This is a genomic window from Pseudomonas sp. LAMO17WK12:I10 (assembly GCF_900215185.1).
Lineage (GTDB): Bacteria > Pseudomonadota > Gammaproteobacteria > Pseudomonadales > Pseudomonadaceae > Aquipseudomonas > Aquipseudomonas chlororaphis.
In genome coordinates this window covers 1-24,193 of sequence record NZ_OBDX01000018.1, presented here as the reverse complement: position 1 = coordinate 24,193, position 24,193 = coordinate 1, and the positions used below count along the sequence as shown (strand labels likewise).

General features: G+C 62.2%; 29 protein-coding genes. 13 read left to right on the top strand and 16 right to left on the bottom strand.

Translation table 11 applies throughout. From position 1 onward, the window contains the following. Window positions 1-57: 57 nt before the first annotated feature. Window positions 58-285, top strand: coding sequence for a YheU family protein (locus tag CRO75_RS19370; RefSeq protein ID WP_007932245.1), 228 nt, complete (start codon window positions 58-60; stop codon window positions 283-285). 51 nt (window positions 286-336) lie between these two features. Here CRO75_RS19370 and CRO75_RS19365 read toward each other — a convergent pair whose 3' ends face one another. Next, complete coding sequence (locus tag CRO75_RS19365) at window positions 337-669, bottom strand: YnfA family protein (RefSeq protein ID WP_007932246.1); 333 nt, start codon at window positions 667-669, stop codon at window positions 337-339. 64 nt (window positions 670-733) lie between these two features. Further along, window positions 734-1,549, bottom strand: a complete 816-nt coding sequence (locus CRO75_RS19360) for an SDR family oxidoreductase (protein WP_097137542.1) — start codon at window positions 1,547-1,549, stop codon at window positions 734-736. A 304-nt stretch (window positions 1,550-1,853) separates the two neighbouring features. On the opposite strand from CRO75_RS19360, the gene CRO75_RS19355 reads away from it, so the two are divergent. Continuing rightward, window positions 1,854-2,006 carry a DUF3309 family protein gene (locus tag CRO75_RS19355; protein WP_097137540.1) on the top strand — a complete coding sequence of 51 codons (153 nt, stop codon included), beginning with the start codon at window positions 1,854-1,856 and terminating at the stop codon, window positions 2,004-2,006. Between the two features lie 81 nt (window positions 2,007-2,087). Here the strand turns inward: CRO75_RS19355 and CRO75_RS19350 are convergent, their stop codons facing one another. The 5 genes from CRO75_RS19350 to CRO75_RS19330 all read right to left on the bottom strand — a co-directional run bounded on the left by CRO75_RS19350 (window position 2,088) and on the right by CRO75_RS19330 (window position 7,884). Then, on the bottom strand, window positions 2,088-4,181 hold the full coding sequence (locus tag CRO75_RS19350) for an LTA synthase family protein (protein WP_097137538.1): 2,094 nt from the start codon (window positions 4,179-4,181) through the stop codon (window positions 2,088-2,090). Between the two features lie 322 nt (window positions 4,182-4,503). Next, on the bottom strand, window positions 4,504-4,695 hold the full coding sequence (locus tag CRO75_RS19345) for a PLDc N-terminal domain-containing protein (protein WP_007932252.1): 192 nt from the start codon (window positions 4,693-4,695) through the stop codon (window positions 4,504-4,506). A gap of 96 nt (window positions 4,696-4,791) precedes the next feature. Then, on the bottom strand, window positions 4,792-5,322 hold the full coding sequence (locus CRO75_RS19340; protein ID WP_009045036.1) for a hypothetical protein: 531 nt from the start codon (window positions 5,320-5,322) through the stop codon (window positions 4,792-4,794). Window positions 5,323-5,435: 113 nt separating this feature from the next. After that, the gene (locus CRO75_RS19335; RefSeq protein WP_038577028.1) at window positions 5,436-5,954 is read right to left on the bottom strand and encodes an ankyrin repeat domain-containing protein; all 519 of its coding nucleotides are present in this window, start codon (window positions 5,952-5,954) and stop codon (window positions 5,436-5,438) included. A 97-nt stretch (window positions 5,955-6,051) separates the two neighbouring features. Continuing rightward, window positions 6,052-7,884 carry a long-chain-acyl-CoA synthetase gene (locus tag CRO75_RS19330; protein ID WP_097137537.1) on the bottom strand — a complete coding sequence of 611 codons (1,833 nt, stop codon included), beginning with the start codon at window positions 7,882-7,884 and terminating at the stop codon, window positions 6,052-6,054. A 660-nt stretch (window positions 7,885-8,544) separates the two neighbouring features. On the opposite strand from CRO75_RS19330, the gene CRO75_RS19325 reads away from it, so the two are divergent. After that, the gene (locus CRO75_RS19325; protein WP_009045039.1) at window positions 8,545-8,823 is read left to right on the top strand and encodes a DUF3509 domain-containing protein; all 279 of its coding nucleotides are present in this window, start codon (window positions 8,545-8,547) and stop codon (window positions 8,821-8,823) included. A gap of 100 nt (window positions 8,824-8,923) precedes the next feature. Here the strand turns inward: CRO75_RS19325 and mtnC are convergent, their stop codons facing one another. The 5 genes from mtnC to aroC all read right to left on the bottom strand — a co-directional run bounded on the left by mtnC (window position 8,924) and on the right by aroC (window position 13,148). Further along, the gene (gene mtnC / locus CRO75_RS19320) at window positions 8,924-9,607 is read right to left on the bottom strand and encodes an acireductone synthase (protein ID WP_097137536.1); all 684 of its coding nucleotides are present in this window, start codon (window positions 9,605-9,607) and stop codon (window positions 8,924-8,926) included. Between the two features lie 4 nt (window positions 9,608-9,611). Continuing rightward, window positions 9,612-10,157, bottom strand: coding sequence for an acireductone dioxygenase (locus CRO75_RS19315; RefSeq protein WP_097137535.1), 546 nt, complete (start codon window positions 10,155-10,157; stop codon window positions 9,612-9,614). 99 nt (window positions 10,158-10,256) lie between these two features. Continuing rightward, window positions 10,257-10,877: a methylthioribulose 1-phosphate dehydratase gene (locus tag CRO75_RS19310; RefSeq protein WP_097137534.1), complete on the bottom strand. Its 621-nt coding sequence runs from the start codon at window positions 10,875-10,877 to the stop codon at window positions 10,257-10,259. Next, window positions 10,874-12,022 carry an MFS transporter gene (locus tag CRO75_RS19305; protein WP_097137532.1) on the bottom strand — a complete coding sequence of 383 codons (1,149 nt, stop codon included), beginning with the start codon at window positions 12,020-12,022 and terminating at the stop codon, window positions 10,874-10,876. Before CRO75_RS19305 ends, CRO75_RS19310 begins: the two co-directional genes overlap by 4 nt. Window positions 12,023-12,056: 34 nt before the next feature. Beyond that, complete coding sequence (gene aroC, locus CRO75_RS19300) at window positions 12,057-13,148, bottom strand: chorismate synthase (RefSeq protein WP_097137530.1); 1,092 nt, start codon at window positions 13,146-13,148, stop codon at window positions 12,057-12,059. A gap of 141 nt (window positions 13,149-13,289) precedes the next feature. Between aroC and CRO75_RS19295 the strand changes: the two genes are divergently transcribed. Together CRO75_RS19295 and CRO75_RS19290 are read left to right on the top strand one after the other, a co-directional pair. Then, on the top strand, window positions 13,290-14,243 hold the full coding sequence (locus CRO75_RS19295) for an alpha/beta fold hydrolase (protein WP_092417416.1): 954 nt from the start codon (window positions 13,290-13,292) through the stop codon (window positions 14,241-14,243). Between the two features lie 98 nt (window positions 14,244-14,341). Beyond that, window positions 14,342-15,130, top strand: coding sequence for a hypothetical protein (locus tag CRO75_RS19290; RefSeq protein ID WP_009045045.1), 789 nt, complete (start codon window positions 14,342-14,344; stop codon window positions 15,128-15,130). Window positions 15,131-15,182: 52 nt separating this feature from the next. On the opposite strand, the gene prmB is transcribed toward CRO75_RS19290, so the two are convergent. Further along, window positions 15,183-16,091, bottom strand: a complete 909-nt coding sequence (gene prmB, locus CRO75_RS19285; RefSeq protein WP_009045046.1) for a 50S ribosomal protein L3 N(5)-glutamine methyltransferase — start codon at window positions 16,089-16,091, stop codon at window positions 15,183-15,185. Window positions 16,092-16,328: 237 nt separating this feature from the next. Between prmB and CRO75_RS19280 the strand changes: the two genes are divergently transcribed. From CRO75_RS19280 to CRO75_RS19260, 5 genes are all read left to right on the top strand, one after another. Continuing rightward, window positions 16,329-16,919: a cysteine hydrolase family protein gene (locus CRO75_RS19280; protein WP_053262217.1), complete on the top strand. Its 591-nt coding sequence runs from the start codon at window positions 16,329-16,331 to the stop codon at window positions 16,917-16,919. A 141-nt stretch (window positions 16,920-17,060) separates the two neighbouring features. Then, window positions 17,061-17,381 (top strand): hypothetical protein, encoded by a 321-nt coding sequence (locus CRO75_RS19275; RefSeq protein WP_007932271.1) that lies wholly within the window; start codon window positions 17,061-17,063, stop codon window positions 17,379-17,381. Window positions 17,382-17,456: 75 nt separating this feature from the next. After that, the gene (locus CRO75_RS19270) at window positions 17,457-18,014 is read left to right on the top strand and encodes a Smr/MutS family protein (RefSeq protein WP_085531819.1); all 558 of its coding nucleotides are present in this window, start codon (window positions 17,457-17,459) and stop codon (window positions 18,012-18,014) included. A 77-nt stretch (window positions 18,015-18,091) separates the two neighbouring features. After that, the gene (folE, locus tag CRO75_RS19265) at window positions 18,092-18,637 is read left to right on the top strand and encodes a GTP cyclohydrolase I FolE (protein WP_003204506.1); all 546 of its coding nucleotides are present in this window, start codon (window positions 18,092-18,094) and stop codon (window positions 18,635-18,637) included. A 100-nt stretch (window positions 18,638-18,737) separates the two neighbouring features. Beyond that, the gene (locus CRO75_RS19260; RefSeq protein ID WP_009045049.1) at window positions 18,738-19,109 is read left to right on the top strand and encodes a glutathione S-transferase N-terminal domain-containing protein; all 372 of its coding nucleotides are present in this window, start codon (window positions 18,738-18,740) and stop codon (window positions 19,107-19,109) included. Window positions 19,110-19,191: 82 nt separating this feature from the next. Here CRO75_RS19260 and CRO75_RS19255 read toward each other — a convergent pair whose 3' ends face one another. Then, window positions 19,192-19,794 (bottom strand): glutathione S-transferase family protein, encoded by a 603-nt coding sequence (locus CRO75_RS19255; protein WP_097137529.1) that lies wholly within the window; start codon window positions 19,792-19,794, stop codon window positions 19,192-19,194. A gap of 12 nt (window positions 19,795-19,806) precedes the next feature. Beyond that, window positions 19,807-20,973, bottom strand: a complete 1,167-nt coding sequence (locus CRO75_RS19250; protein ID WP_097137648.1) for a PLP-dependent aminotransferase family protein — start codon at window positions 20,971-20,973, stop codon at window positions 19,807-19,809. An 81-nt stretch (window positions 20,974-21,054) separates the two neighbouring features. Between CRO75_RS19250 and CRO75_RS19245 the strand changes: the two genes are divergently transcribed. The 3 genes from CRO75_RS19245 (at window position 21,055) to CRO75_RS19235 (ending at window position 23,857) form a co-directional block, all read left to right on the top strand. Next, window positions 21,055-21,489, top strand: coding sequence for a MarR family transcriptional regulator (locus CRO75_RS19245; RefSeq protein ID WP_007932281.1), 435 nt, complete (start codon window positions 21,055-21,057; stop codon window positions 21,487-21,489). 328 nt (window positions 21,490-21,817) lie between these two features. Continuing rightward, window positions 21,818-23,167, top strand: a complete 1,350-nt coding sequence (locus CRO75_RS19240; RefSeq protein ID WP_097137527.1) for an NCS2 family permease — start codon at window positions 21,818-21,820, stop codon at window positions 23,165-23,167. 63 nt (window positions 23,168-23,230) lie between these two features. Beyond that, the gene (locus CRO75_RS19235) at window positions 23,231-23,857 is read left to right on the top strand and encodes a LysE family translocator (protein WP_007921780.1); all 627 of its coding nucleotides are present in this window, start codon (window positions 23,231-23,233) and stop codon (window positions 23,855-23,857) included. A 63-nt stretch (window positions 23,858-23,920) separates the two neighbouring features. Here CRO75_RS19235 and CRO75_RS19230 read toward each other — a convergent pair. Beyond that, on the bottom strand, window positions 23,921-24,193 hold a 273-nt coding region (locus tag CRO75_RS19230), incomplete at its 5' end, for a transposase (protein WP_143481943.1).

Here is a 24,193-nt window from a genome sequence, read left to right as displayed (position 1 = left end):
GCCTAGCCGCGCGGGGCCCGGCGCAGTAGGATCCGGGATTGTTTGCCGGAGGCCCGTATGCTGATTCCCCATGACCAACTAGAAGTCGACACCCTGACCCGCCTGATCGAAGACTTCGTCACCCGCGACGGCACCGACAATGGCGACGACACCCCGCTGGAAACCCGCGTCCTGCGCGTGCGCCAGGCGCTGACCAAGGGCCAGGCAGTGATCGTGTTCGACCCGGACAGCGAGCAGTGCCAGTTGATGCTCAAGCACGACGTGCCCAAGGAATTGTTCGACTGATTCCGGGCCGGGACCGGGCGCCATCGCGGCGCCCGCAACCCGGCCAGTTTCTCAACCGTTGGTAAAGCGCGGTCCGAACAGGATGATGCTCGCGCCGATCACGCACAGCGCCACCCCCAGCCAGTCCGAACTCAGCGGCCGCACCCGCTCCACCATACCCAGCCAGCCGATCGAGGCGATGATGTAGATCCCGCCGTACGCCGCATAGGCGCGGCCGGCGTAGCTCGCTTCGATCTTGGTCAGCAACAGGGCGAAGAGCATCAGGCTCGCCAGCGCCGGGACCATCCACCAGGCGCTTTTGCCCTGGCGCAGCCACATCCAGAAGGCGTAGCAGCCGGCGATCTCGAACAGCGCGGCGAGGAAGAACCACAGGTAATTGAGCATGCAAGGTCTCGTCAGGGGTGCCAGATGCTGGCAACCCTAACGACGCATCGGGGCAGGAGCAAGCTCAGCTGGCGTTTTGCTTGGCCTTGGCGCGCATCTTGTCGGCCATGAGGGTCATTTCGTCGTACAGCAACTGCGGGTTCTTCTGCTTCAGGGCCCAGGCCATGCGCCCCTGTTCGTGGGGCAGGATCATGAATTCGCCGGCGGCGACCCGGGTGTAGATGTAGTCGGCGATGTCCGCCGCGCTGATCGGCGAGCTTTCCAGCAGCTTGCCGACCTGGGCCTTCATCGCCGGGGTCGGGCCGCGGAACGAATCCAGCAGGTTGGTCTGGAAGAACGACGGGCATACCACATGCACGCCGATTTCCTGGTGGGCCAGTTCGATCAGCAGGCTTTCGGACAGGGCCACCACGCCGGCCTTGGCCACGTTGTAGTTGCTCATGGCCGGGCCCTGCATCAAGGCCGCCATTGAGGCGATGTTGATGATCCGGCCCTTGCTCTTTTCCAGCAGCGGCAGGAACGCCTTGCAGCCCTTGACCACGCCCATCAGGTTGATCGCGATCTGCCAGTCCCAGTCTTCCAGGGACAACTCGCTGAAGAAGCCGCCGGAGGCCACGCCGGCGTTATTGACGATCACATCGATGCCGCCGAGCTTGACCTCGCAGGCCTGGGCGAAGGCCGTCAACTGGCTATAGTCGCGCACGTCGCAACGTTGCACGAAGCCGTCGCCGCCGGCTTCGCGCACCAGCCTGAGGGTTTCCTGCAGGCCGGGTTCGCTGACATCCGACAACGCCAACTGCCAGCCTTCGCGCGCCCAGCGCAGAGCGATTTCGCGACCCAGGCCGGATCCGGCGCCAGTGATCATCATGCGATTTTGCATAGGAGTTGCCTTGTTGTTCCGGGAAAGATGAGGCGAGTGTAGCGAAGGATTTTGTACCACCCACGCACCATCAGATTGCTGAATGCCCCAGGCAAACCGGGGCCTCGGTGCGATTTCCCGCAGTGTTGCACGTTCAACTCGATGGCCACCGGCAGCAGGTACGAAAAGAAATAGGCCTGCGTGCAAAAAGCATTAAAAAAACTTGGAATCATCCTTCAAGGCACAGAGTCCGAATGATTAAGCGGTACGGATTCATTGCCTTCGAGTCCAGCCGCGCCTTCGATCATCCAATAAGGACAACGACATGGGCACAATCCTGATCATTATTCTGATTCTTCTGCTGCTCGGTGGTCTTCCAGTATTCCCGTACTCCAGAAGCTGGGGTTATGGCCCGTCCGGCATCATCGGTGTGGTGCTGGTGGTGTTGCTGGTTCTCCTGTTACTGGGTCGGATATAGGTTTCGCCAGTTCATGTCCGGCACTTTAATAACCGTCAAAAAAAAGAGGCCCGAGGGCCTCTTTTTCATTAGCGCAATGAATCAGTCCGGCGTGCCGTGCACCACGCCCGCGGTATTATCCAACAGGCTCTTGGTAGCGGTTTGCAGGAAAGCTTCCAGCTTGTGCTTCAACTCGGCGGTACGTGGTGCGTCCGGCACCACTTCGGCATGCGGGTTGGCGCCCAGTTCGTACTGGTAGATCTTCGGCGCCATTTCCTTCTCTTTCGGCAGTACCAGGATCTGGTCGGCGGTGACGATGGCCGTGGTCTGCTCGCTGCCCGACGGCTTGATCACGCCAAAGCCGGTGTCGCCTTCCGGCAGGTTGAGCAGGTCGCGGCCCCAGCACTGGTGACGCACTTCGCCACCGAGGCGGCCCATGATGGTCGGCACGATATCGACCTGGGTGCCCACGGTGTGGTTGCGCTGACCGAATTTTTCCTGGATGCCCGGAGCAATCATCAGCATCGGCACGTTGAAGCGGCCCAGGTCCATTTCGGTGATCTGGCGCTCGTTGCCGAAACCATGGTCACCCACGATCACGAACAACGTCTCCTTGAAGTACGGCTCCTTGCGCGCCTTCTCGAAGAACTGGCCCAGGGCCCAGTCGGAATAACGCATGGCGGTCAGGTGTTCGTTCAAGCTGCCACGGTCGGTCACCTTCGCCACTGGCAATGGTGTCGGCAAGGCGTACGGGGTGTGGTTGGACAGGGTCTGCAGCAGGGCATAGAACGGCTTGCCGTTTTCCCGCGCCTTCAACTCTTCCAGGCCACGGTTGAACATGTCCTGGTCGGACACGCCCCAGGTCGGATCGGAAAACACCGGATTGACGAAGTCGTTGCGACCGACGAAGTTGGTCATGCCCTGGTTGCTGAAGAAGCCCGACTGGTTGTCCCAGGCGAAATCGCCGTTGTAGACATACACGTCGTCATACTTGCGGGCGCTCAGCACCTGCGGCAGGCCGGACAGCTTGTGGCTGCCTTCCGGGGTCTGCATCAGGTATTCGAAACCCGGCAGGTTGGGGAAGCAGGCCATGGTGGCGAACATGCCCTGGTGGGTATGGGTGCCGTTGGAGAAGAAGCGGTCGAACAGCAGGCCTTCCTTGGACAGTTGGTCCAGGTACGGGGTGATATTGCCTGGAGCGCCCAGGGCACCCACCGAGTGACCGGCCATGCTTTCCATCAGGATCACGACCACGTTCTTGATCGGCAGGGTCTTGTCGGCCGGTGGCGTGTAGTCACGGCGCACGGCGGCGATATCGGCATCCACCAGCTTGTCGTCCGGCATCACCAGCAGGTCGCGCACCACTTGCTGCGCCTCGGGCTGCGGCAGGGTGGCTTTCCAGATATTGCTGCGGTCCTCGCCCATCCGGCTCTTGGCCGCCTCGACCAGCGACAGCGTGCCGTTGAGGCCCAACTGGTTGGCGAAGTTCGATTCGGTGGTGTAGACGTCACCCCAGCGCAGTGGCGGGCCCTGGCGCAGGGTGCCGCGGGCGGCGACCACGCAGACCAGCAGGCAGACCACGAAGACGCCGATACGGGCGTACCACGGGGCGACCTGGCGGGTGCCGATGCTGCCGCCGCTGAACGGGCCACGCGGCCGGGTCGCGCGGTCGGCGCCCTTGAACGCCAGGCTCAGCAGCCAGGTGCCGAGCGCCCAGGCCAGCAGGTAGCGCACCACTGGGAAGCCGTACCAGAGCATGCTCATCACGGTTTTCGGGTCTTCCTTCACATACTGGAAGACCAGGCCGTTGAGGCGCTGGTGGAACTCGCGGTAGAAGTCCATCTCCATCAGGCCGAGGAACAGCGCGATGCTCGAAACAATGGTCAGCCAGAAGCGGAAGAAACCGCGAGCCGCCATGGCCCGGGCACTGAACAGCGCCAGCAGCAGCGGGATGCTGAGGTAGACCACCAGGCGCACATCGAAGCGCAGGCCATTGGCGAAGGCTTCAAGGAAGGTCGAGGCCGGTGTATCGAGGATCATCTCGCGGTTGTAGACCAGCAGCGCCACGCGCAGCAAAGACAGCATGACCATCATGGCCAGCGCGCAGAGCAGCGTATAAGCCAGATGCGATTTGACGGTCGGTTGCAGCAGGCGACTCGAGGCTCGCTGCTGACTCAGGACGTCCGGGTTTGCCATATCGTTTTAGGACCCAATGGAAGTTGAAGTTGCGAAAAGAATGCAGCTGCGCTTTGCCCTCTTGTAGCCATTCAGGGCTGGGGGGATGGCGCGGTGCGCAAATGTTGCACGATCAGCAGCGGCATTGCCATTGATTACTGGCAGGCGCCCTCCCCTGGCCGGCAATGGTCCAGAGCCAGGGATCGCAATCGGAGATCGCATGGGAGCAGCGGAAAAACAGCGCTGGCGAATTGTCATGGAGACTTTGTGAAAATTTCGTGCAGCGCATATTTGGTCACATAAAAAAGGGCCTGGCGGCCCCTTTTGAACCCCACGCCAGCCTTCAGAGCCGTACGTTGCCGCGCGGCCCGGCAATCGCCCAGATGATCAGGCCCAGCACCGGCAACAGGATGATCAGCAACACCCAGAGGATTTTCATCCCGGTTTCGGCACTGCTTTTAAGCACATTGATGATCGCCCAGATGTCCAGCGCGAGGATGATCAGTCCAACCAGCGTATTAAAAGTGGAACCCATGGTGTCGCTCCTAAATGAGGGCTTGCCTACTTAGGATAGTCGGCCGGCAGCGGGGTTCCTTTTTATTGCCTGCGCGGTCGGCCTGTGGCCCGCGGCTCAGACGTGAACCGCGACCTTGAGCGCTTCCAGGGACGGCGCGGCGGCAATGCCGGCTTCGGCGCACAGCTCCAGCACCCGCGGCACGTCGTTGCCGTAGACCAGCACCACTTGCAGCTCGTCGTCCAGCAACTGGCTGAAGTTCATCAGCACGTAACCGCCGTTTTCCGGGTTCATGCTGCCCATCTGGATCTGGATGCGGTTGAGCGCGGTCAGGGCCTCGGTCTTGGCCAGTTGCTTGGGCTTGATATTGAACGCCACGCCCGGGCCGAAAGACGCGACGATCTGCGCGAACAGGTCCATGTAGGTGTCGGCCTGGAACAGCACGGTGTCCGGCAGGCTGCCGACCACCACCCATTCGCCCAGCGGGATTGGGAAGCTGTCGTCGTAGTTGATGTCCGGATTGGCGGCCAGGAAGGCCTGGGGATCGGCGTAAGCCTGGGCGGCCTCGTCGGCGATCCGCAGGATTTCTTCTTCGCCCATGCAGCCTGAGCTGATTTTAGTGATGAGTTCGGCGAGGACGGTTTTCATGGGCGAATCCTGTTACGGGTCAATGGCGGGCGCGCAGGATAGCCTAAACCCGCCCCGCGAACCTACCGCCGCGACCCTGGCATGGCCTTGGCCCGGCGGCTGCGCCATTCAGCTCAGCCCAGCAACTTCTGCAACTGCGCGGTGGTGTCGACAGCGCCCATGGTCTTCGCCGCGTCCAGTGCACTCACGCCGTTGGCGTCGGTGGCCCGCGGATTGGCGCCCTTGCTGATCAGGTAGTCGACGATTTCCGTACGGTTGAACATCGCCGCCATCATCAGCGCGGTACGCCCGTCGAAGGACGAGCCTTCCACCTCGGCACCGCCTTCCACCAGCGCCTTGACCACCGCCAGGTCGCCCTTGAAGGCCGCGCCGGCGATCGGGCTCTGGCCGTTGTCGTTACGGATCTCGGGGTCGGCCTTGTGCTTGAGCAGCACCTGCACCGCGTCCACATGCCCGTAGTAGCTGGCCAGCATCAGCAGGGTGTCGCCCTTGTGATTGCGCAGGTTGACCGGCAGACCGCTGCTCGCCAGCTTGTCGAGCATCTGGGCGTCGCCTTGACGTGCGACGTTGAAGACCTGCTCGGTGAACTCGGCGGCTTCTTCTGCGGTCATCTGGCGGCTTTTGTCTGACATCGGGAACTCCACTTTCGGCCAATCGGAAAGCCGCTAGTGTCCCCAAGCGGTTCCCGCCCTGTCATCCCTTTTTTCTCAAGAGCGGCCATAGCCAGAATCAATAACGGTGCCGACCGGCACAAATATCCGCCAGGACCGCCTCCGTCACCCGGACATAGGTCGCCGACCCCGGCAACCAGGCGTACACCGGATCGCCGCCGGTTTTCGACGGGTCGAAGGCTTCTTCCTTGAGCCGGGCCTTCTGGTACTTGAAGGTGCCGGTGGTCTCCATCTTCACCTTGACCCGCAGGAACAACGGCACCGCGTAGCCCGGCAGATGCTCGCGGGCGAACTGCAACAGCTCGGTGAAATCCAGGGTCGCCAGGGATTCGGCCGGGGTGATCGCCGCCATCCCGGCACGACCGTTGGTGTTGTGCACCTCCACGCCATAGGCCACCGCCTCGGCGACCTGCGGATGGCGCAGGAGGATATTCTCCACCTCGGTGGTGGAGACGTTTTCGCCCTTCCAGCGATAGGTATCGCCCAGGCGATCGATGAACTGCGCATGGCCAAAACCGATATCGCGCAGCAGGTCGCCGGTATTGAAGTAACGGTCGCCCTTCTCGAACACGTCGGTGAGGATCACCTTCAGGTTCTTTTCCGGCTCGGTATAGCCGTCCAGCGGCGCCTTGTCGTCGATCTTCGCCAGCAGCAGGCCCTGCCCACCCTTGGCGACCTTCTGCATGAAGCCGGAACCGTTGCGGATCGGCGCGCAGGTGTCGTGGGCATACTCCACCAGCGCCCAGGGCGCCAGGGAAAAACCCACGGTATTGTCGAAGTTGAGCACGTTGGTAAAGCCGATATTGCCGTCGCTGGCGGCATACAGCTCACAGATGTGCTCGACGCCGAAGCGCTGCTTGAACGGCCCCCACACGCCGGGGCGCAGGCCGTTGCCGACCATCTTCACCACGCGGTTGTCCCGGTCGTGCTCGCTGGCAGGCTGGTCAACCAGGTAACGGCACAGCTCACCCACGTAACCAATGGTGGTGGCCTTGAACCGGCGGGCGTCTTCCCAGAAACGGCTGGCGCTGAACTTGCGGCGAATGGCGAAGCCCGAGGCGCCGCTGATGGCCGAGCCCCAGCACACGCACAACCCGGTGGCGTGATACAGCGGCAAGGTGCAGTACAGGATGTCGGCCGGCTGCATGTCGAGGGCGATCATGCCGAAGCTGGCCGAGCTGCGCATCCAGCGGCCGTGCTTGAAAATGCCGGCCTTGGGCAGCCCGGTGGTGCCGGAGGTGTAGATATAGAAGCACGGATCGTCGAGGTAGATCCGCGCGGTGCTCGGGGGGTTGGACGATTCGCTGGCGGCGCTGGCGGTCATCAGGTCGATGCAACCGGCAGGCGTTGGCCCGGGCGCCACCTCCGGATCGGCGACGAACCAGGTGCGCGCCTCGTCAATGGCGACCTGATCGCGAATCGCCGAGTAGGCATCCAGCAGTTCGCCGCCGACGATCATCGCCACCGGCTTCACCAGGTTCACGCTGTGCACCAGCACACTGCCGGTCTGCGCGGTATTGAGCATGGCGCAGATGCCGCCGAGCTTGGCCACCGCCAGCACGCTCACCAGCAACTCGGGACGGTTCTCGACGAAGATCGCCACCACGTCGCCCTTGCCGATGCCCTGGCTCGCCAGGTAATGGGCGATCCGGTTGGCCCACTGGTTGGCCTGTGCATAACTCAACACCCGGTCGCCGTACAGCAGCGCCGGGCCGTCGGGGTTGCGTTGGGTGGCCTGCTCGAAGGTCCAGCCCAGCCCGCAGGGTTGATCGGCGCGCTTGACGTTGGCTATCCGCATGCCCTTGATGACCCGCGGCAACGCCCGGGCGATGGAGGGCAACTTCCGTAGCATCATGCCCCAGGTGATCATGTCGTGCTGATGAGTGCTCATGACGGCTCCTGTTCGACGCAAAAGGATCCTGCGCGGGGCCAGGCCGGGCAGGCGGACAAGGGTCGATGGGGCTATTCAGCTGGGGGCCGAGGGCGGGGCGCCACGGCAAACAGGGGAGAAACAGCGGGCGTGCTATTGGCAGTAACGCAGAGCGTGGCGTTCATGATGACGTCCTATTTTCTTATTATCAGGCGCCCATGATCCAAGGGATCACGGCGCATGACTGTCCATGTCGGTGAAACGTCTGATTGACCTGTACAGCCCGGAACATCAGGGCTTGGGCTTGTGCAAAAAGTCTGCGCCAAGCCTGTCGCTGGCAAAAAAATACGTCAGCGCTTCTTGGCCTGTACATGGAGTTTTTGCAAAGTTTTGTATCTCCTCCGCGCCGCCAGGTGCCTCGCGCTTGAGGGCCGAGCTTGCCGGTTGAATCTTTTGCGTGAACCGGCAGTCACAACGTTACGCCGCAGCCCTTGCCCAGGCCCGCGATCTCGCAAAATGCAGGATGCACGATGGCCATTCATGCAAATTGCACGGGCACGCAAACGGCGTATTTTTATAACAGTATGATTTATAAAGATTTTTATAAAAAATTGAGGCTGGCACAATCGCTGCACCTATCACTCCAGGTTTGCCATTCAAGAACCAATGGAGCTGATAGACATGAGCCTGATCCAAGAAAAATTCGCTTCCCTGTTCTCCAACTACGAAGTGACCACTCAGCCACGGCCCGATGGCGGCATCCTGCTGACGCTGCGTAACAGTGAAGGTAAACAGCTCAAGCGCTCGATCTCCTATGCACAGTTGCATGCGGGCGATCAGTTGTCGTGGGTGATCAGCGCGTTGCGTCGCGACCTGGCTGAACAGGCCAGCGAATTGCCACAGATTTCCCTGCTGCAAAGCCAGAACCGTTTTGCCCTGCCGTCGTATCACTCGCTTTAAATCCGCACCGCTGCGGATTCGTGGTGATCACCGGCAGCTGGATAACAGATAACCCCTATCAGGCCGTGCCAGCCTTGCGCTGACACGGCCTGATTGCTTTTCAGAAACCCTGCGGATCGATATCGGCGAAGCTCGCTACATTCGCATGCCCCGCCAATACCCCGCCTTCGCGCACCAGGCCGCAGGTGGCCAGGCCGGCGGACCGGGCCGCATCCAGCTCCTGGACGATATCGGACAGAAAGAGAATCTGCGCGGGCGCACAGCCGATGGCCTGGGTAATGCGCTGGTAAGACTGCACTTCCCGTTTCGGCCCCGAGGTGGTGTCGAAAAAATCGCTGAACAGCGGCGTCAGGTCCCCGGCAGTTGAGCAACCGAAAATCAGCTTTTGCGCCTGGATCGAGCCCGACGAATAGACATACAACCGATAACCGGCCTGGTGCCAGCGCTGCAACGCCGCCACCGCATCCGGGTAGACATGGCCCTTGAGCTGCCCGGCCCTATACCCCTGCTCCCAGACCATGCCTTGCAGCGCCTTGAGTGGCGTGGACTTGCGATCTTCCGCGATCCAGCCCAGCAGAATCCCGATCACCCGCTCGACGTCCGCCGCCGGCTCGCCGCTGGCCTCGCGCACCGCCTGCAACTGCTCGGCGACATCGGCCTGGCTGGCGTGCTTGCGCACGAAGTCCGGCAGGTGCCGCACCGCGTAGGGGAACAGCACCTCGAAGACAAAGCTCACCGCGCTGGTGGTGCCTTCGATGTCGGTGAGAATGGCCTTGATCGGCATCCGCTCAATCCTCCAGAAGCGGGAACTGGCTGGCGATATCGGAACCGGTGAAGTTGGCGATCCAGCCTTGCGGGTTGTTGAACATGCGGATCGCCACCAGGTATGGGTTCTCGCCCATGTCGAACCAGTGCGCGGTACCGGCCGGCACCGAGATCAGGTCGTTCTTCTCGCACAGCACGGCATACACGTAGTCGCCGATGTGCAGATTGAACAGACCGCGACCGGCAACGAAAAAGCGCACCTCGTCCTCGGCATGCCGATGTTCGTCGAGGAACTTGGCGCGCAGCTCGGCCTTCTGCGGGTGATCGCCATTGAGGCTGATCACATCGACGGTGATGTAGCCGCGCTCGGTCATCAGGCGGTCGATCTGTTCCTGGTAGGCGCCTATCACTTCCTCCTGGCTGGCGCCCGGCTGGATCCTGGTGGCGGCTTGCCAGCGATCGAAACGCACGCCCTGCTCGGCCAGGGTCGCGGCGATATCGTCGAAATGGGTCAGCACCTTGTTCGGCAGGTCCGGGCTGGATACGTGGTAAACGGACAGGCTGCTCATCTTGGCAATTCCTCGTTATCGGCAGTGCCTTGCGGCTTTTTCCAGGCCGGTCAGGCAGTGCATATCATCAGGCGCTGGCTACTTCAGTCGAAGCAAGCCTTAACGGTTTAACAGGGCGCGAGTCTGCAACTCGCACTCGAACAGAAACTCGAAGGCCTCGATCTGGCGCTGCGCGTCACTCATGCGCGCGCCCCAGGTGTAGAGGCCATGACCGCGAATCAGGTAGCCGACGCAATCGGCATGGGCGTCGAGCCAGGGCTGGATCCTGGTCGCCAGCCGGGCGATGTCCTGGTCGTTGTCGAAAATCGGCACGCGCACCCGCGACTCGTGGCTGGCAATGCCGGTAAAAGCCTTTTGCAGCTCGTAACCCTCGAACTCGATGAAGTCCTCGGCGGTCAGGCGTGACAGCACCGTGGCATTCACCGAGTGGGTATGCAACACGGCGCCGATCTGCGGGTTCCAGCGGTACAGCTGGGTGTGCAGCAGGGTTTCGGCCGAGGGCTTTTTGCCCGGTTCCAGGCTGTTGCCCGACAAGTCGGTGGCCAGCACGTCATCCAGGCCCAACTGGCCTTTGTGCTTGCCCGAAACCGTGAGCAATAGCGCGCTCGGCGACAGGCGCGTGGAATAGTTGCTGCTGGTGGCCGGGGACCAGCCGCGGGCATACAGAAAGCGTCCGACCTCGATGATGTCCTGTGCCAGCTGTTCGCGGGTAAGGCTCATGGCCTCTCCTCTTGCATACGTGTGGCAATGATAACGGCTGCCGCCAGCGCTGCGAGGCTTGCAATACTAAAGGTCAATGTCGCGCCCAGGGCGTTCCAGCTGTAGCCGGAATACAGCGCGCCCAATGCGCCGCCGGTGCCGGCCAGGGCCGCGTACAGGGCCTGGCCCTGGCCTTGCTGGCGGTCGCCGAAGCTGCGTTGCACGAAATGAATGGCCGCGGCATGAAAGCTGCCGAAGGTCGCGGCATGCAGCACCTGGGCAAACAACAACACCCACAGGTGTTCGGCAAAGGCGCCTAGCAGCAACCAGCGCAGGGCCGCCAGCAGGAAACTCGCCAGCAGCACCCGGCGTACCGAAAACCGCGAGAGAATCCAGCTCATCGCCAGGAACATCAAGACTTCGGCGACTACCCCCAGCGCCCACAACAGGCCAATCAAGCCGCGGCTGTAGCCCAGGTGCTCCAGGTGCAGGGTCAGGAAGGTGTAGTAAGGACCGTGGCTCATTTGCATCAGCGCCACGCAGGCATAGAAGGCCAGGACGCCGGGGCTGCGCAGTTGGCCAAGAAAGTCCTCGGCGGCCAAGCGGCTGCCCTGGGCCGCTGGCTGGGCGTTGGGCACCCAGACGCTGCTGAGCACGATGCCGGCCATGATCAGCACCAGCGCCGCCGGGTAGATGTCCAGGCTCAACCACTCGAATAGCCGCCCCAGCGCCACCACCGTGAGGATGAAACCGATCGAGCCCCACAGGCGGATCTGGCTGTAGCGAGCGGTCTGGCCTTGCAGGTGCGCCAGGGTGATCACTTCGAATTGCGGCAATACGGCGTGCCAGAAGAACGCATGCAGGGCCATGACCATCGCCAGCCAGGCGTAGCTCTTGCTGACGAAAATCAGCGAAAAACTCAGCAGCGTGCAGATCGCGCCAAAACGCACGATGGCCAGGCGCCGGCCGGTGTAGTCGCCCAGCCAGCCCCAGAGGTTCGGCGCCACGCAGCGCATCAGCATGGGAATCGCCACCAGCTCGCCAATACGCGCGCTGGAAAACCCCAGGTGATCGAAATACAGCGCCAGAAACGGCGCGGTCGACCCCAGCAAGGCGAAATAGAACAGGTAGAAACTGGAGAGCCGCCAGTACGGGAGCGCCGCCACAGCCGTCAGACCATGGCGACTGGCAGAGACGCCATTACAACTGGCCCAGCACCGGCGTGCTGACGCGCACGTCGGCATTCTGGCCACGATGACGCAGCAGGTGATCCATCAGCACGATGGCCATCATGGCTTCGGCGATCGGCGTGGCGCGGATGCCCACGCACGGGTCGTGACGGCCCTTGGTGATGACGTCCACCGGGTTGCCATCGATGTCGATCGAGCGGCCCGGGGTGGTGATGCTGGAGGTCGGCTTGAGCGCCAGGTGCGCGACGATCGGCTGGCCGGAGGAAATCCCGCCCAGGATGCCGCCGGCGTTGTTGCTGAGGAAACCTTGCGGGGTCAGCTCGTCGCGATGCTCGGTGCCACGCTGGGCAACGCTGGCGAAACCGGCGCCGATTTCCACGCCCTTGACCGCGTTGATGCTCATCAACGCATGGGCCAGCTCGGCGTCCAGGCGGTCGAAGATCGGCTCGCCCAGGCCCGGCATCACGCCCTCGGCGATCACGGTGATCTTGGCGCCCACCGAGTCCTGATCGCGACGCAACTGGTCCATGTAGGCTTCCAGCTCCGGCACCTTGTCCGGGTCGGGGCTGAAGAAGGCGTTGTCTTCCACCGAGTCCCAGGTCTTGAACGGGATTTCGATCGGGCCCAGCTGGCTCATGTAGCCACGCACCACGATGCCCTGGCTGGCCAGGTACTTCTTGGCGATCGCCCCCGCCGCCACGCGCATGGCGGTTTCCCGCGCCGAGCTGCGACCGCCGCCGCGGTAGTCGCGGATGCCGTATTTGTGGTGGTAGGTGTAATCGGCGTGGGCCGGGCGGAACAGATCCTTGATCGCCGAGTAGTCCTTGGACTTCTGGTCGGTGTTGCGGATCAGCAGGCCGATGGAGCAGCCGGTGGTCTTGCCCTCGAACACGCCGGAGAGGATTTCGACTTCATCGGCTTCCTGGCGCTGGGTCGTGTGGCGGCTGGTGCCGGGCTTGCGCCGGTCCAGGTCGCGCTGCAGATCGTCCAGCGACAGCTCAAGACCCGGTGGGCAGCCGTCGACAATGGCGACCAACGCCGGACCATGGCTTTCGCCCGCGGTGGTGACAGTGAACAGCTTGCCGTAGGTATTGCCGGACATGCAGGACGCTCCATGAAATCAGCCGAAATAACTCAATCTGGATTACTGAGCCGGGAAGTATACGCAGGCTCCCCAACTAGTTCATCCTCGAACCTTATCCGTGTCCGGAAGTCCAACCGGCACCTTCTCCATGATGGCGTGATGATGCTGCGAGTTCTTCTCTTGAGCCTTACCCTGTTCACCGGCCTGGTCCAGGCGGCCGTACTGCAACGTCCCATCAGCCTCGACACCGGCACTGGCGAGTTATACGGCTCGCTGCTGCTGCCCAAGTCCGACGCCCCGGTGCCGGTGGTCCTGATCGTCTCCGGCTCCGGCCCCACCGACCGCAACGGCAACAACCCCGACGGCGGGCGCAACGACAGCCTCAAGCGCCTGGCCTGGGTGCTGGCCAAGCACAACATCGCCAGCGTGCGCTACGACAAACGCGGGGTGGCCGCCAGCCTCGCCGCCACCCCGGACGAGCGCAACCTGACCCTCGACGCCTACGTCGCCGACGCCGTGGCCTGGGGCAAGAAGCTCAAGAGCGACCCGCGCCTGGGCCCGTTGATCATGCTCGGCCACAGCGAAGGCGCGCTGATCGCCACCCTGGCCGCGCCCCAGGTCGATGCGGCGGCGGTGATCTCCATCTCCGGCACCGCCCGCCCGGTGGACCAGGTGCTGCGCCAGCAACTGAGCTACCGCCTGCCAGCGCCGCTGATGCTGCGCAGCAACGAACTGCTCGACAGCCTCAAGGCCGGCCGGGTCGACACTGACGTGCCGCCGCAACTGGAAGTGATCTTCCGCCCCAGCGTGCAGCCGTACCTGATCACCCTGTTCAGGCAAGACCCGGCCGCCGCGTTCGCCCGCCTGAAAATGCCGGCGCTGATCGTCCAGGGCAGTAATGACATCCAGGTCGGTGTCGGCGATGCGCAGATGCTCAAGGCCGCCAAGCCGGACGCCCAACTGGCGCTGATCGAAGGCATGAACCATGTCCTGCGTATCGTGCCCAACGACGTCAAGCGGCAACTGGCCTCCTACAAGGATCCGCAACTGCCCCTGGCCTCGGAACTCGGCACCCGCATCATCAGCTTTATTGACGGACTTCACGCCCGTTGACGCGTTTTCCCCTCCAGTCCTGAAAAAAACGGCCGATAAGCCTTTGCCGGCCGTTCACTTGCCGTCGGCAAGTAGCGCTTGGACAGGATCTCGCCGTTATGACCGATACCCAGAACCCTCCCGAAACCGAGGTTGAAAACCCCGCTCCCGAAGCCGTGGCGTTGCCGTGGGCGGACGTCCATGCCGAGCATCACAGGATGCTTCGCCTGGCCCCGCTGCAAACCGATCGCGCCACGGGCGGACGGCCCCTGCGCTTTATCGAGTTCGGTTATGCCGAGCGCAGCAACAAGGAACACAGCCTGTTGCGCATGACTCTTCAACTGCCGGGCCAACGGGTGCGCAAGGAACAGAATCACCTGGATGTCTGGGTCGACCACACGACTCGACGGGTGCGCTTCGAACCGGAAAACCTGCAGATCGAACCGGCGAACCGCGGCATCGGCCGCTTTCTGCTGGCGCAGGGGGCAAGCTGGGCCCAGAAGAAATGGCCGCACTACCGCGTGGACGGTTTCGAACTGGCGAACAAGGATGCACTGAACGAGGCCACGCGCCTGCGGCGCGATCATTTCCTGCGGGTCCAGGGTTTCGATGTGGTTTACGCCGATGCCCAGCATCTCAAGGGCAGCGTCAAGCCTGTGCAGGTCGGTGAACTACTGCCTAACTGGAACACCGAAAAGCTGCAATTCGTCGAGATCCTCGAAGCCGCGCAAATGCTGCAGCAGGCCGAGCAGAACCTCGAAGAACAGGAAGTGAAGCTGCGCAAGCACGAAGAAAAGGTCGCCAAGTACAAGCGCGAAGACACCGGGCTGCGCTTTACCATCACCTGCCTGGTGGCGTTTGCGGTGTTCCAGGCCGGGTTGCTGATCTGGATCGCGACCCACCGCTGACAACAAAAAGCCCGCCGATTGGCGGGCTTTTTTGTGGTGCTTCGCTGGTTGCTCAGACCCGGGAGCTGAACAGTGCCTGGTGCTGTCGGCACTGCTCGGCGGTGAGCATGAACACGCCATGACCGCCGCGCTCGAAGTCCAGCCAGGCGAAATCGACTTCCGGGTACAGGGCTTCGACATGGACCTGGCTGTTGCCGACCTCGACGATCAACAGACCCTTCTCGGTCAAATGATCCGCCGCCTCGGCCAGCATGCGCCGCACCAGGTTCAAGCCATCGTCGCCACAGGCCAGGCCCAGCTCCGGTTCATGCTGGTACTCCTCGGGCATGTCGGCGAAATCCTCGGCATCCACATATGGCGGGTTCGACACGATCAGGTCGAAACGCTGGCCCGGCAAGCCGTCGAAACCGTCGCCCTGCACCGTGAACACCCGCTCATCGACACCATGGCGCTCGATGTTCTGGTTCGCCACCTCAAGGGCTTCGAACGACAGGTCGGCCAGCACCACTTCGGCATTGCGGAACTCGTAGGCGCAGGCAATGCCGATGCAGCCGGAACCGGTGCACAGGTCGAGAATGCGCGCGGGCTCGGCGCCCAGCCAAGGCTCGAAACGTTTTTCGATCAGCTCGCCGATCGGCGAACGCGGGATCAGCACCCGCTCATCGACAATGAACGACAGGCCGCAGAACCAGGCCTCGCCCAGCAGGTAGGCGGTCGGTACGCGCTCTTCGATGCGACGCTTGAGCAGGCGCTGCAGGTTGACCAGTTCGTCGTCTTCCAGTGCGCAGTCCAGATAGCTGTCGGCGATTTCCCACGGCAGGTGCAAGGCACCCAGTACCAATTGGCGGGCTTCGTCCCAGGCGTTGTCGGTCCCATGGCCGAAAAACAGATCCTCCCCATGAAAGCGGCTGACAGCCCAACGGATGTGGTCGCGCAGGGTGCGCAGGCGGGAAGTGATCACGGGACAGACTCCTGAAAAAACGACTGGCGATTCTAACAGCCAAAACGTCTGAGGACGACGCATGAAAAATCTGAGTCTGCGGGGCGTTCGGGTGCTTTTCCCCGCATTCGACCCGATTCTCCATAGCCCTTGACACGGCTGTAGGCCAGCAACCACGCACCTTACGTTAGTAGCGATTCACAGAAGCGCTCCGCCAGAGGACAATGTCGCAAAAGCCCCACTCACAGGAGCCCCAGAATGTCCGTTCCAAAGACGATGTTTCAACTCAGCGGTCGTGGTTATGCAGCGGCTAATTTGAGCCACGCGACCCTTGTGATCATCGACGCCCAGAAAGAGTACCTCAGCGGTCCCCTGGCCCTGTCCGGCATGGACGCTGCGGTCGCCAACATCAAGCAACTGGTCGCTGCCGCCCGCTCCGCCGGCCGCCCGGTTGTGCACGTGCGCCACCTCGGCACCGTCGGCGGCCTGTTCGACCCCCAGGGCGAGCGCGGTGAGTTCATCCCCGGCCTCGAACCCCAGGGCGACGAGACCATCATCGGCAAGCTGCTGCCGAGCGCCTTCCATGGCACCGAACTGGAAAAGCGCCTGCAGGACCTGGGCTCCCTGGACCTGATCGTCTGCGGTTTCATGAGCCATTCCAGCGTCAGCACCACCGTGCGCGCGGCGAAGAACCTGGGCTTTCGTTGCACCCTGGTGGAAGACGCCTGCGCCACTCGCGACCTGCCCTACAAGGGCGGCATCCTCAGCGCCGAGCACGTGCAGCAGACCGAAATGGCCATCATGGCGGACAACTTCGCCACCCTCGCCGCCACCAAAGATCTGATCTGATCGACCTGCAATGAGCGGCGCGCCTTCAGGGGCAAGGCCGCTCATCCGTAAAAGCCTCTCATTTGCCGTAATTGCCTTAGCCTCAGGAACCACCCGGTCATCTTTCGGTCGAAGGGCCGATACCCATTGAGGAAGGTCGGAATGAAGATATCCGATGGTTTTGACGCACGTCGTCTGCGGCCCAAAGGCCCGCGGAACTGGCGTTTGCGCCTGGGCGCGGGATTCTCCGCGTTGCTGGCGACCTTCGGTGTGCTGCTGGCGATGGCCGGGGCCGCCAGCCTGTTGGGGCGCCCTCCGGCGCTGGGCGAATTGAATGCAAGTCCGGCGGGTTCCGCGGTGATTCTAGCGGTCGGTCTGTTACTGCTGTATGTCGGCGTCTGGCTGTGGCGTCGCTGCCGGCGGCGCATGCGCCAGCCGCAGACCCTGAACATGGCTCCCCACCTGATGAAGAAACATGACTGAATCGACGGCAACACGTTTTGTCCCGCCCCTCTCCCGTCGAGTTGGGTAAACTGCTCGGTCTTCGCGGAGGCTGACATGCAAGACGACGATTTTTCCCTGTTCAAAAGCGCGATCCAAGGCGTCAAGCCGATCAAGCACGATCGCGCCGAAACCGGCAAACCCAAGGCTGACCGGGCGCAGATCGCCAAGCTGCGCCAGGCTGCCAGTGTGCGCACCGAAACCACGACCGTCGACGGGCTGTCCGATCAGTTCGTGATCGACGTCGGCCCGGAAGACGATCTGATGTGGGCCCGCGACGGGGTTCAGGAAAGCCAGATGCGCAAGCTCAAGGTCGGCCAGATCCCTTTCGAGGGCAGCCTCGACCTGCACGGCATGAACGTGGAAAAGGCCCGGGAAACCCTCTGGGCATTCCTCGCCGAAGCCACCAAGTTCGAAATCCGCTGCGTGCGCGTCACCCACGGCAAGGCCGTGCGCCTGGACGGCAAGCGGCCGATGATCAAGAGCCACGTCAACACCTGGCTGCGCCAGCATCCCCAGGTGCTCGGCTTCACCTCGTGCCAGGCCAAACATGGCGGTGCCGGGGCGGTCTACGTGATGCTCAAACGCACCATGATGGAAGGCCGCGACGAGTAAAGCCGCTTCGTCGCGCTTGCAGCGCCCGGTCCGCCACCGTACCCTTGCCCTTTGCGTAAAATCCCACAGGTAGTTTCATGTCCCTGGAACAGAATTACACGGCGATCCTCGGCCAATTGGGCGAAGACGTCTCCCGCGAGGGCCTGCTCGACACGCCAAAACGTGCCGCCAAAGCCATGCAGTACCTCTGCCGCGGTTATGAACAAACGCTGGAAGAAGTCACCAACGGTGCCTTGTTCAGCTCCGATAACAGCGAAATGGTGCTGGTCAAGGACATCGAGCTCTACTCGCTGTGCGAGCACCATCTACTGCCGTTCATCGGCAAGGCTCACGTCGCCTACATTCCGAGTGGCAAGGTGCTGGGCCTGTCGAAAGTCGCGCGCATCGTCGACATGTACGCGCGCCGCCTGCAGATCCAGGAAAACCTCAGCCGCCAGATCGCCGACGCGGTCCAGCAAGTGACCGGCGCCCTGGGCGTCGCGGTGGTGATCGAGGCCAAGCACATGTGCATGATGATGCGCGGTGTGGAGAAGCAGAACTCGTCGATGATCACTTCGGTGATGCTGGGCGAGTTCCGCGAAAACGCGGCAACCCGCAGCGAGTTTCTCAGCCTGATCAAGTAAACGGCTGCCCGAAAGAACCGGCGTTCATCGCCGGTTTTTTTTCGCCTGGCAAAAATCAGGTAAGCTGCCGCCCCTTCTTTCATGGGCAAGAGGCAATATCGTGATCGTCAAAGCGCTTCGAGTCGGCCTGGGCCAGCTCATCATCTTCATCGACTTCATCACCCGCCCACGCAAGCAGCAGCGCCCCGCCGCCGCTCAAGCCCAGGTCGAACAGGCCGCCAAGGGCCTGACCCTGTACCAGTTCCACGCCTGCCCGTTCTGCGTGAAAACCCGCCGCACCCTGCACCGCCTGAACGTTCCGGTGGCCCTGCGTGATGCGAAAAACAACGAACAGGATCGCCAGACCTTGCTGGAGCAAGGTGGCAAGATCAAGGTGCCGTGCCTGCGTATCGAAGAAAACGGCCAGACCACCTGGATGTACGAGTCCAAGGTGATCATCGATTATCTGGACAAGCGTTTCGCGGCGGCCTGAAGCGCGCAATCGCCGGCTGGCCCACAAGCGCCAGACCATAAAAAACCGACCCAAGGGTCGGTTTTTTGTTTCCCGCAACAGCTCAGTCGAGCATCCCGACATGCAGCGGATGGCTTTCCACCCGCTGCATCCACGCCTGGATGCCCGGGTAGCGCTCCAGGTCGAAGCCACCTTCATGGGCGACATGGGTGTAGGCATAGAGCGCGATATCGGCAATCGAATACTGCTCGCCCACCAGATACGGCGTTCGCGCCAACTGATGTTCCATCACATCCAGGGCCTTGTAACCGCGCTTTTGCAGCTTCTCGTATTCGTGCTGGCGTTCTTGCGGCAGCCCCAGATAGAGCTGGATGAAACGTGCCACGGCAATGTACGGCTCATGGCTGTATTGCTCGAAAAACTGCCATTGCAGCACCTGCGTGCGTAAACGCGGCTCGCTCGGCAGGAATTCGCTGCCGTCGGCGAGAAAGTTGAGAATCGCGTTCGACTCCCACAGGCAGGTGCCGTCTTCCAGCTCCAGCACTGGGATCTTGCCGTTGGGGTTCTTTGCCAGAAACGCCTCGGTCTGCGTGTCCCCGTTCAAGATGTCCACCGCGCGCCACTCGTAAGGCTGACCGAGCAGATTGAGCATCAGCTTGACCTTGTAGCAGTTGCCGGACCGGTAATCCCCATAAACCTTGTACATGGCCCTCTCCCCTTAGGCTGCCTGTGCAGCCTGTGCTTGACGTACCACGGTGGCCAGCCGCTTGAGACCTTCGTCCAGACGCGCCGGATCGATATGACTGAAATTCAACCGCAGGTGACCTGGATTGCGGTCCGGCTCGGAGAAGAAGGGTTCGCCCGGCATGAATGCCACGTCCTGCTCCAGCGCCGCTTTCAGCAAAGTGCGGGTGTCCAGCGGCTGTTTCAAGGTCAACCAGAAAAACAGCCCGCCCTGGGGCACCTGCCAATCGGCCAGATCGCCGAAATGACGGTGCAGGGCGGCCTGAAAACCATCGCGGCGCACCCGGTAGAAATCGCGCAACTCACTCAGGTGCTGCTGATACTGCTCGGTACCTATCCATTGCAGCGCCTGCCATTGGCCGATGCGGTTGGTGTGCAGGTCCGCCGATTGCTTCAACCGCAGCAGATGGGGAAACAGGTCCGGGCTGGCGATCAGGTAACCGACCCGCAACCCTGGCAGCAGGGTCTTCGACACCGTACCGGTATAGATCCAGCTGGCCTTGCGCAGGCGCCCGACAATAGGCGTGGCGTTGCCGCCATCGAACGTTAGCTCGCGGTAAGGTTCGTCTTCGATCAGGGTCACTCCGAACTCGTCGAGCAGCGCCGCCACGGCATCGCGCTTGGCCTCGCTGTAGCGCACCGCCGAAGGATTCTGGAAGGTCGGGATCAGGTAGATGAACGCGGGACGATGCTGCTCCAGGCGGGCGCGCAATTGCGCCAGATCCGGCCCATCGGCCTGAAGCGGCACGGTCAGGCAATCGGCGCCGAACAGCTGGAAGATCTGCAGTGCCGCGAGATAAGTCGGCGCTTCCAGCATGATCTCGGTGCCCTTGTCGATGTACAGCTTGGCCGCCAGATCGAGGGTCTGCTGGGAGCCGCTGACCACCAGCACCTGGCTAGCCTCGCACGGCACGCCCAGCGCCCGGGCCTGCGCCGCCAGGGCCTCGCGCAGCTGTGGCTCGCCTTCACTCATGCCGTATTGCCCCATGGACACCGGCATCGCCTGCCAATCGGTCTTCGGCAGCATCGCTTCGGCGGGCAGGCCTCCGGCGAACGACATCACTTCCGGACGCTGCGCGGCGGCAAGGATTTCACGGATCAGTGAGCTTTTAAGACGCGAAACACGTTCGGAGAAGGCCATGAGGTCACCCGTAGCAAAGGCGGAGGAAAATACGTCAAACTGCTTGACCGAAATTACGCCGACTTTCACAGATACGTCAATATGCTTGACCTTAAAAACCAGACCACCCAACAAGCCGCCATGGAAGCCTTCTTCTTTGGTTACCAGGCGTTCACCGCCAAGGCCGACGAAATGCTCGAGCGTCGCGGCCTGAGTCGCGTGCACCAGCGCATCGTGTTTTTCATCGCCCGCTATCCGGGGCTGAGCGTGAAAGAACTGCTCACGGCACTGGGCGTGAGCAAGCAGGCGCTGAATATCCCGCTGCGCCAATTGATGGAGATGCACCTGGTCAACAGCGTTGCCTCGCAGAGTGACAAGCGCAAACGCCTGCTGGAGCTGACGGAAGACGGCGCGCGCTTTGAGCAATCGCTGCGGCGCGAGCAGGTCAAGCTGCTGCAACGGGTATTCGCCGAGGCCGGCGAGGCGGCAGTGGATGGCTGGCTGGCGGTAAACAAGGCTCTGGGCGAAAACCGCTGACACCCCAGCCCGCGAGCACGCAGCGGTCGTCAACCTGCATACCCGATGATTCTGCAGGACCGCGTCAGCCCCATTACGACCGCTGCGCGCTCGATCGCAGGCTGCGCCAGCGGCTACAGGCCATATAGCCTTTCTGGCGAACTTTTCGCACACAACCTAAAAAACATTATTTGCTTTCCTTGTATACAAAAGCATAATTCGCCACGTGCGAGTTCCTGACCTAAAGGTCAATAAAAGCCCGCAAGCCTTACATGCCTCAAAGAGCCGCTGCCCACCCTCACGTGCCCGGCTCTGGAAAAAATAATAAAACTCTTGAGGAGTACTCGCTGTGGAAAGCCGCAAATCCGAAGCCCCTACGCTGGAACTCTCGCCGCCGCTGAACAGTGGCTGGCTGGAGCGCATCTTCAAACTCAGCTTGCATGGCACCACGGTGAAGACCGAGTTGATCGCCGGTCTGACGACCTTCATCACCATGGCCTACATCATCTTCGTCAACCCCAACATCATGGCCGACGCCGGCATCGACCACGGCGCGGCCTTCGTCGCCACCTGCATCGCCGCGGCCCTGGGTTGCCTGTTGATGGGGCTGTACGCCAACTGGCCGGTAGGCCTGGCGCCCGGCATGGGGCTGAACGCCTTTTTCACCTACACCGTGGTCGGAACCATGGGTTACAACTGGGAAACCGCCCTCGGTGCGGTGTTCGTCTCCGGCGTGCTGTTCATGTTCCTGACCTTCTCGCGGATCCGCGAATGGCTGCTCAACAGCATTCCGGCCAGCCTGCGCTTCGCCATGGGCGCCGGCGTGGGTTTGTTCCTGGGGCTGATCGGCTTGAAGACCGCGGGCATCGTGGTCGATAGCCCGGCGACCCTGATCAAGCTCGGCTCCCTGCGCGAACCCGGCCCGCTGCTGGCGGCGATCTGCTTCCTGATGATTGCCGTGCTCAGTTATCACCGGGTATTCGGCGCGATCCTCATCAGCATCATCACCGTGACCCTGGCTGGCTGGGGCCTGGGCCTGGTGCACTACGAGGGCATCATGTCGGCCCCGCCGAGCCTGGCACCGACCTGGATGGCCATGGATGTGGCCGGGGTGTTCAACGTCAGCATGATCAGCGTGGTGCTGGCGTTCCTCTTCGTGCACATGTTCGATACCGCCGGCACCCTGATGGGCGTGGCCCAGCGCGCCGGCCTGGTCAACCCCGACGGCAAGATCGAGAACCTCTCCCGCGCCCTGAAGGCGGACAGCGCCTCCAGCGTATTCGGTGCGGTGGTCGGCGTTCCGCCCGTGACCAGCTATGTGGAAAGTGCCGCGGGCGTCGCCGCAGGTGGTCGGACTGGTCTTACCGCAGTGACCGTAGGTGTGCTATTTATCGCAGCCATGTTTTTCGCACCGCTGGCTGGCATGATCCCCGCTTATGCCACCGCCGGCGCGCTGATTTATGTGGCGATGCTGATGATGGGCGGCATGGCCCACATCGATTGGGAAGAGGCCACCGACAGCATCCCGGCGATCGTGACCGCCATCATGATGCCGCTGACCTTCTCGGTCGCCGACGGTATCGCCCTGGGCTTCATCACCTACGTGGCCTTGAAGGCCGGGACGGGCAAGTACAAGGAAATCTCCATCAGCCTGTGGGTGCTGTGCGCGATCTTTATCGCCAAGTTCATTTTCTTGTAGGTACATCGGTTTCAAACGGCCTCACCCCGTCGGGTGAGGCTTTTGCGCATAAGGAGAAAGGCAATGAGCGTGGAAACCTGGCTGCTGTTCAGCGGCGCCGCACTGGTGGTGATCCTGATTCCGGGCCCGCTGTCTCTGCTGATGATCAGCAACAGTCTGAATTACGGTTTGCGCCGTTCCTACCCGGCGTTTCTCGGCGGCGTGTTTGCCTCGATCTGCCTGCTGAGCGCCTCGGCCCTGGGCCTGGGCGCCCTGCTGCTGGCCTCGGAACAGCTGTTCAGCGCCCTGAAAATCGTCGGCGCGCTGTACCTGTTCTATCTCGCCTGGCAAAGCTGGCAGCAATCGCGGCAGCCGTCTCATGGCGCCGAAGTGCCCGAGGCCGCACCAAAACCACGCTTTCGCGCACTGTTCGGGCGCGCTTTTGTGCTGGGTGCCAGCAACCCGAAAGACATTCTGTTCTTCGCCGCGTTTCTGCCGCAGTTTCTCAGTGCCGAGCAGCCCTTCCTGCCCCAGTTGCTGATCATGATCGCCACCTGGACCGTGCTCGACCTGCTGTGCAAGCTGGCTTATGGCCTGGGCGCTCACGGCGCGGCGCGCTACCTGCGCAGCGGCAAGGGCCAGAGCTGGTTCAACCGGGTCAGCGCCGGGCTGTTCAGTGGTGCCGGTGCCGCGTCGCTGTTGAGCCGCTGAAAGCATCGCGGGCAAGCCTCGCTCCTACAGAGAGCTGCTGCAAACCTGTAGGAGATTCTATGTCTACCCCACCGTATCGACCGTAGGTCGATACGGCTGTTGGGTCTTCATCAGAGCGAAGGCAATACGGGCTAATTTACGCGCAAGGATGATCAGCGCTTCTGTTCGCTTCAGACCGCGCTGCAGGTATTGCTGATAGCGGGATTGCCAAGCCTTGGTCCTGCTTGCCGCCATGGCGGCGTTGTAAAGCAAGCGTCGGGTTTCCGAGTCGCCTTGCTTGCTCAGCTTGCGTCGACCGTTGTAACGCCCCGACTCCTTGACCCGTACATCCAGGCC

Bases quoted from the DNA above. Each gene is read 5' to 3' on its own strand.
- CRO75_RS19250 (WP_097137648.1), bottom strand. From the start codon at position 20,973: ATGGCCTTCTCCGAACGTGTTTCGCGTCTTAAAAGCTCACTGATCCGT.
- folE (WP_003204506.1), top strand. From the start codon at position 18,092: ATGTCCCTGGAACAGAATTACACGGCGATCCTCGGCCAATTGGGCGAA.
- CRO75_RS19290 (WP_009045045.1), top strand. From the start codon at position 14,342: ATGACCGATACCCAGAACCCTCCCGAAACCGAGGTTGAAAACCCCGCT.
- CRO75_RS19350 (WP_097137538.1), bottom strand. From the start codon at position 4,181: ATGGCAAACCCGGACGTCCTGAGTCAGCAGCGAGCCTCGAGTCGCCTG.
- CRO75_RS19355 (WP_097137540.1), top strand. From the start codon at position 1,854: ATGGGCACAATCCTGATCATTATTCTGATTCTTCTGCTGCTCGGTGGT.
- CRO75_RS19345 (WP_007932252.1), bottom strand. From the start codon at position 4,695: ATGGGTTCCACTTTTAATACGCTGGTTGGACTGATCATCCTCGCGCTG.
- CRO75_RS19255 (WP_097137529.1), bottom strand. From the start codon at position 19,794: ATGTACAAGGTTTATGGGGATTACCGGTCCGGCAACTGCTACAAGGTC.
- CRO75_RS19310 (WP_097137534.1), bottom strand. From the start codon at position 10,877: ATGAGCCTTACCCGCGAACAGCTGGCACAGGACATCATCGAGGTCGGA.
- CRO75_RS19280 (WP_053262217.1), top strand. From the start codon at position 16,329: ATGTCCGTTCCAAAGACGATGTTTCAACTCAGCGGTCGTGGTTATGCA.
- CRO75_RS19360 (WP_097137542.1), bottom strand. From the start codon at position 1,549: ATGCAAAATCGCATGATGATCACTGGCGCCGGATCCGGCCTGGGTCGC.
- CRO75_RS19370 (WP_007932245.1), top strand. From the start codon at position 58: ATGCTGATTCCCCATGACCAACTAGAAGTCGACACCCTGACCCGCCTG.
- CRO75_RS19330 (WP_097137537.1), bottom strand. From the start codon at position 7,884: ATGAGCACTCATCAGCACGACATGATCACCTGGGGCATGATGCTACGG.
- CRO75_RS19335 (WP_038577028.1), bottom strand. From the start codon at position 5,954: ATGTCAGACAAAAGCCGCCAGATGACCGCAGAAGAAGCCGCCGAGTTC.
- aroC (WP_097137530.1), bottom strand. From the start codon at position 13,148: ATGTCCGGCAATACCTACGGCAAGCTGTTCACTGTCACCACCGCGGGC.
- CRO75_RS19295 (WP_092417416.1), top strand. From the start codon at position 13,290: ATGATGCTGCGAGTTCTTCTCTTGAGCCTTACCCTGTTCACCGGCCTG.
- mtnC (WP_097137536.1), bottom strand. From the start codon at position 9,607: ATGCCGATCAAGGCCATTCTCACCGACATCGAAGGCACCACCAGCGCG.
- CRO75_RS19275 (WP_007932271.1), top strand. From the start codon at position 17,061: ATGAAGATATCCGATGGTTTTGACGCACGTCGTCTGCGGCCCAAAGGC.
- CRO75_RS19365 (WP_007932246.1), bottom strand. From the start codon at position 669: ATGCTCAATTACCTGTGGTTCTTCCTCGCCGCGCTGTTCGAGATCGCC.
- CRO75_RS19325 (WP_009045039.1), top strand. From the start codon at position 8,545: ATGAGCCTGATCCAAGAAAAATTCGCTTCCCTGTTCTCCAACTACGAA.
- CRO75_RS19270 (WP_085531819.1), top strand. From the start codon at position 17,457: ATGCAAGACGACGATTTTTCCCTGTTCAAAAGCGCGATCCAAGGCGTC.
- CRO75_RS19315 (WP_097137535.1), bottom strand. From the start codon at position 10,157: ATGAGCAGCCTGTCCGTTTACCACGTATCCAGCCCGGACCTGCCGAAC.
- CRO75_RS19235 (WP_007921780.1), top strand. From the start codon at position 23,231: ATGAGCGTGGAAACCTGGCTGCTGTTCAGCGGCGCCGCACTGGTGGTG.
- CRO75_RS19340 (WP_009045036.1), bottom strand. From the start codon at position 5,322: ATGAAAACCGTCCTCGCCGAACTCATCACTAAAATCAGCTCAGGCTGC.
- CRO75_RS19245 (WP_007932281.1), top strand. From the start codon at position 21,055: ATGCTTGACCTTAAAAACCAGACCACCCAACAAGCCGCCATGGAAGCC.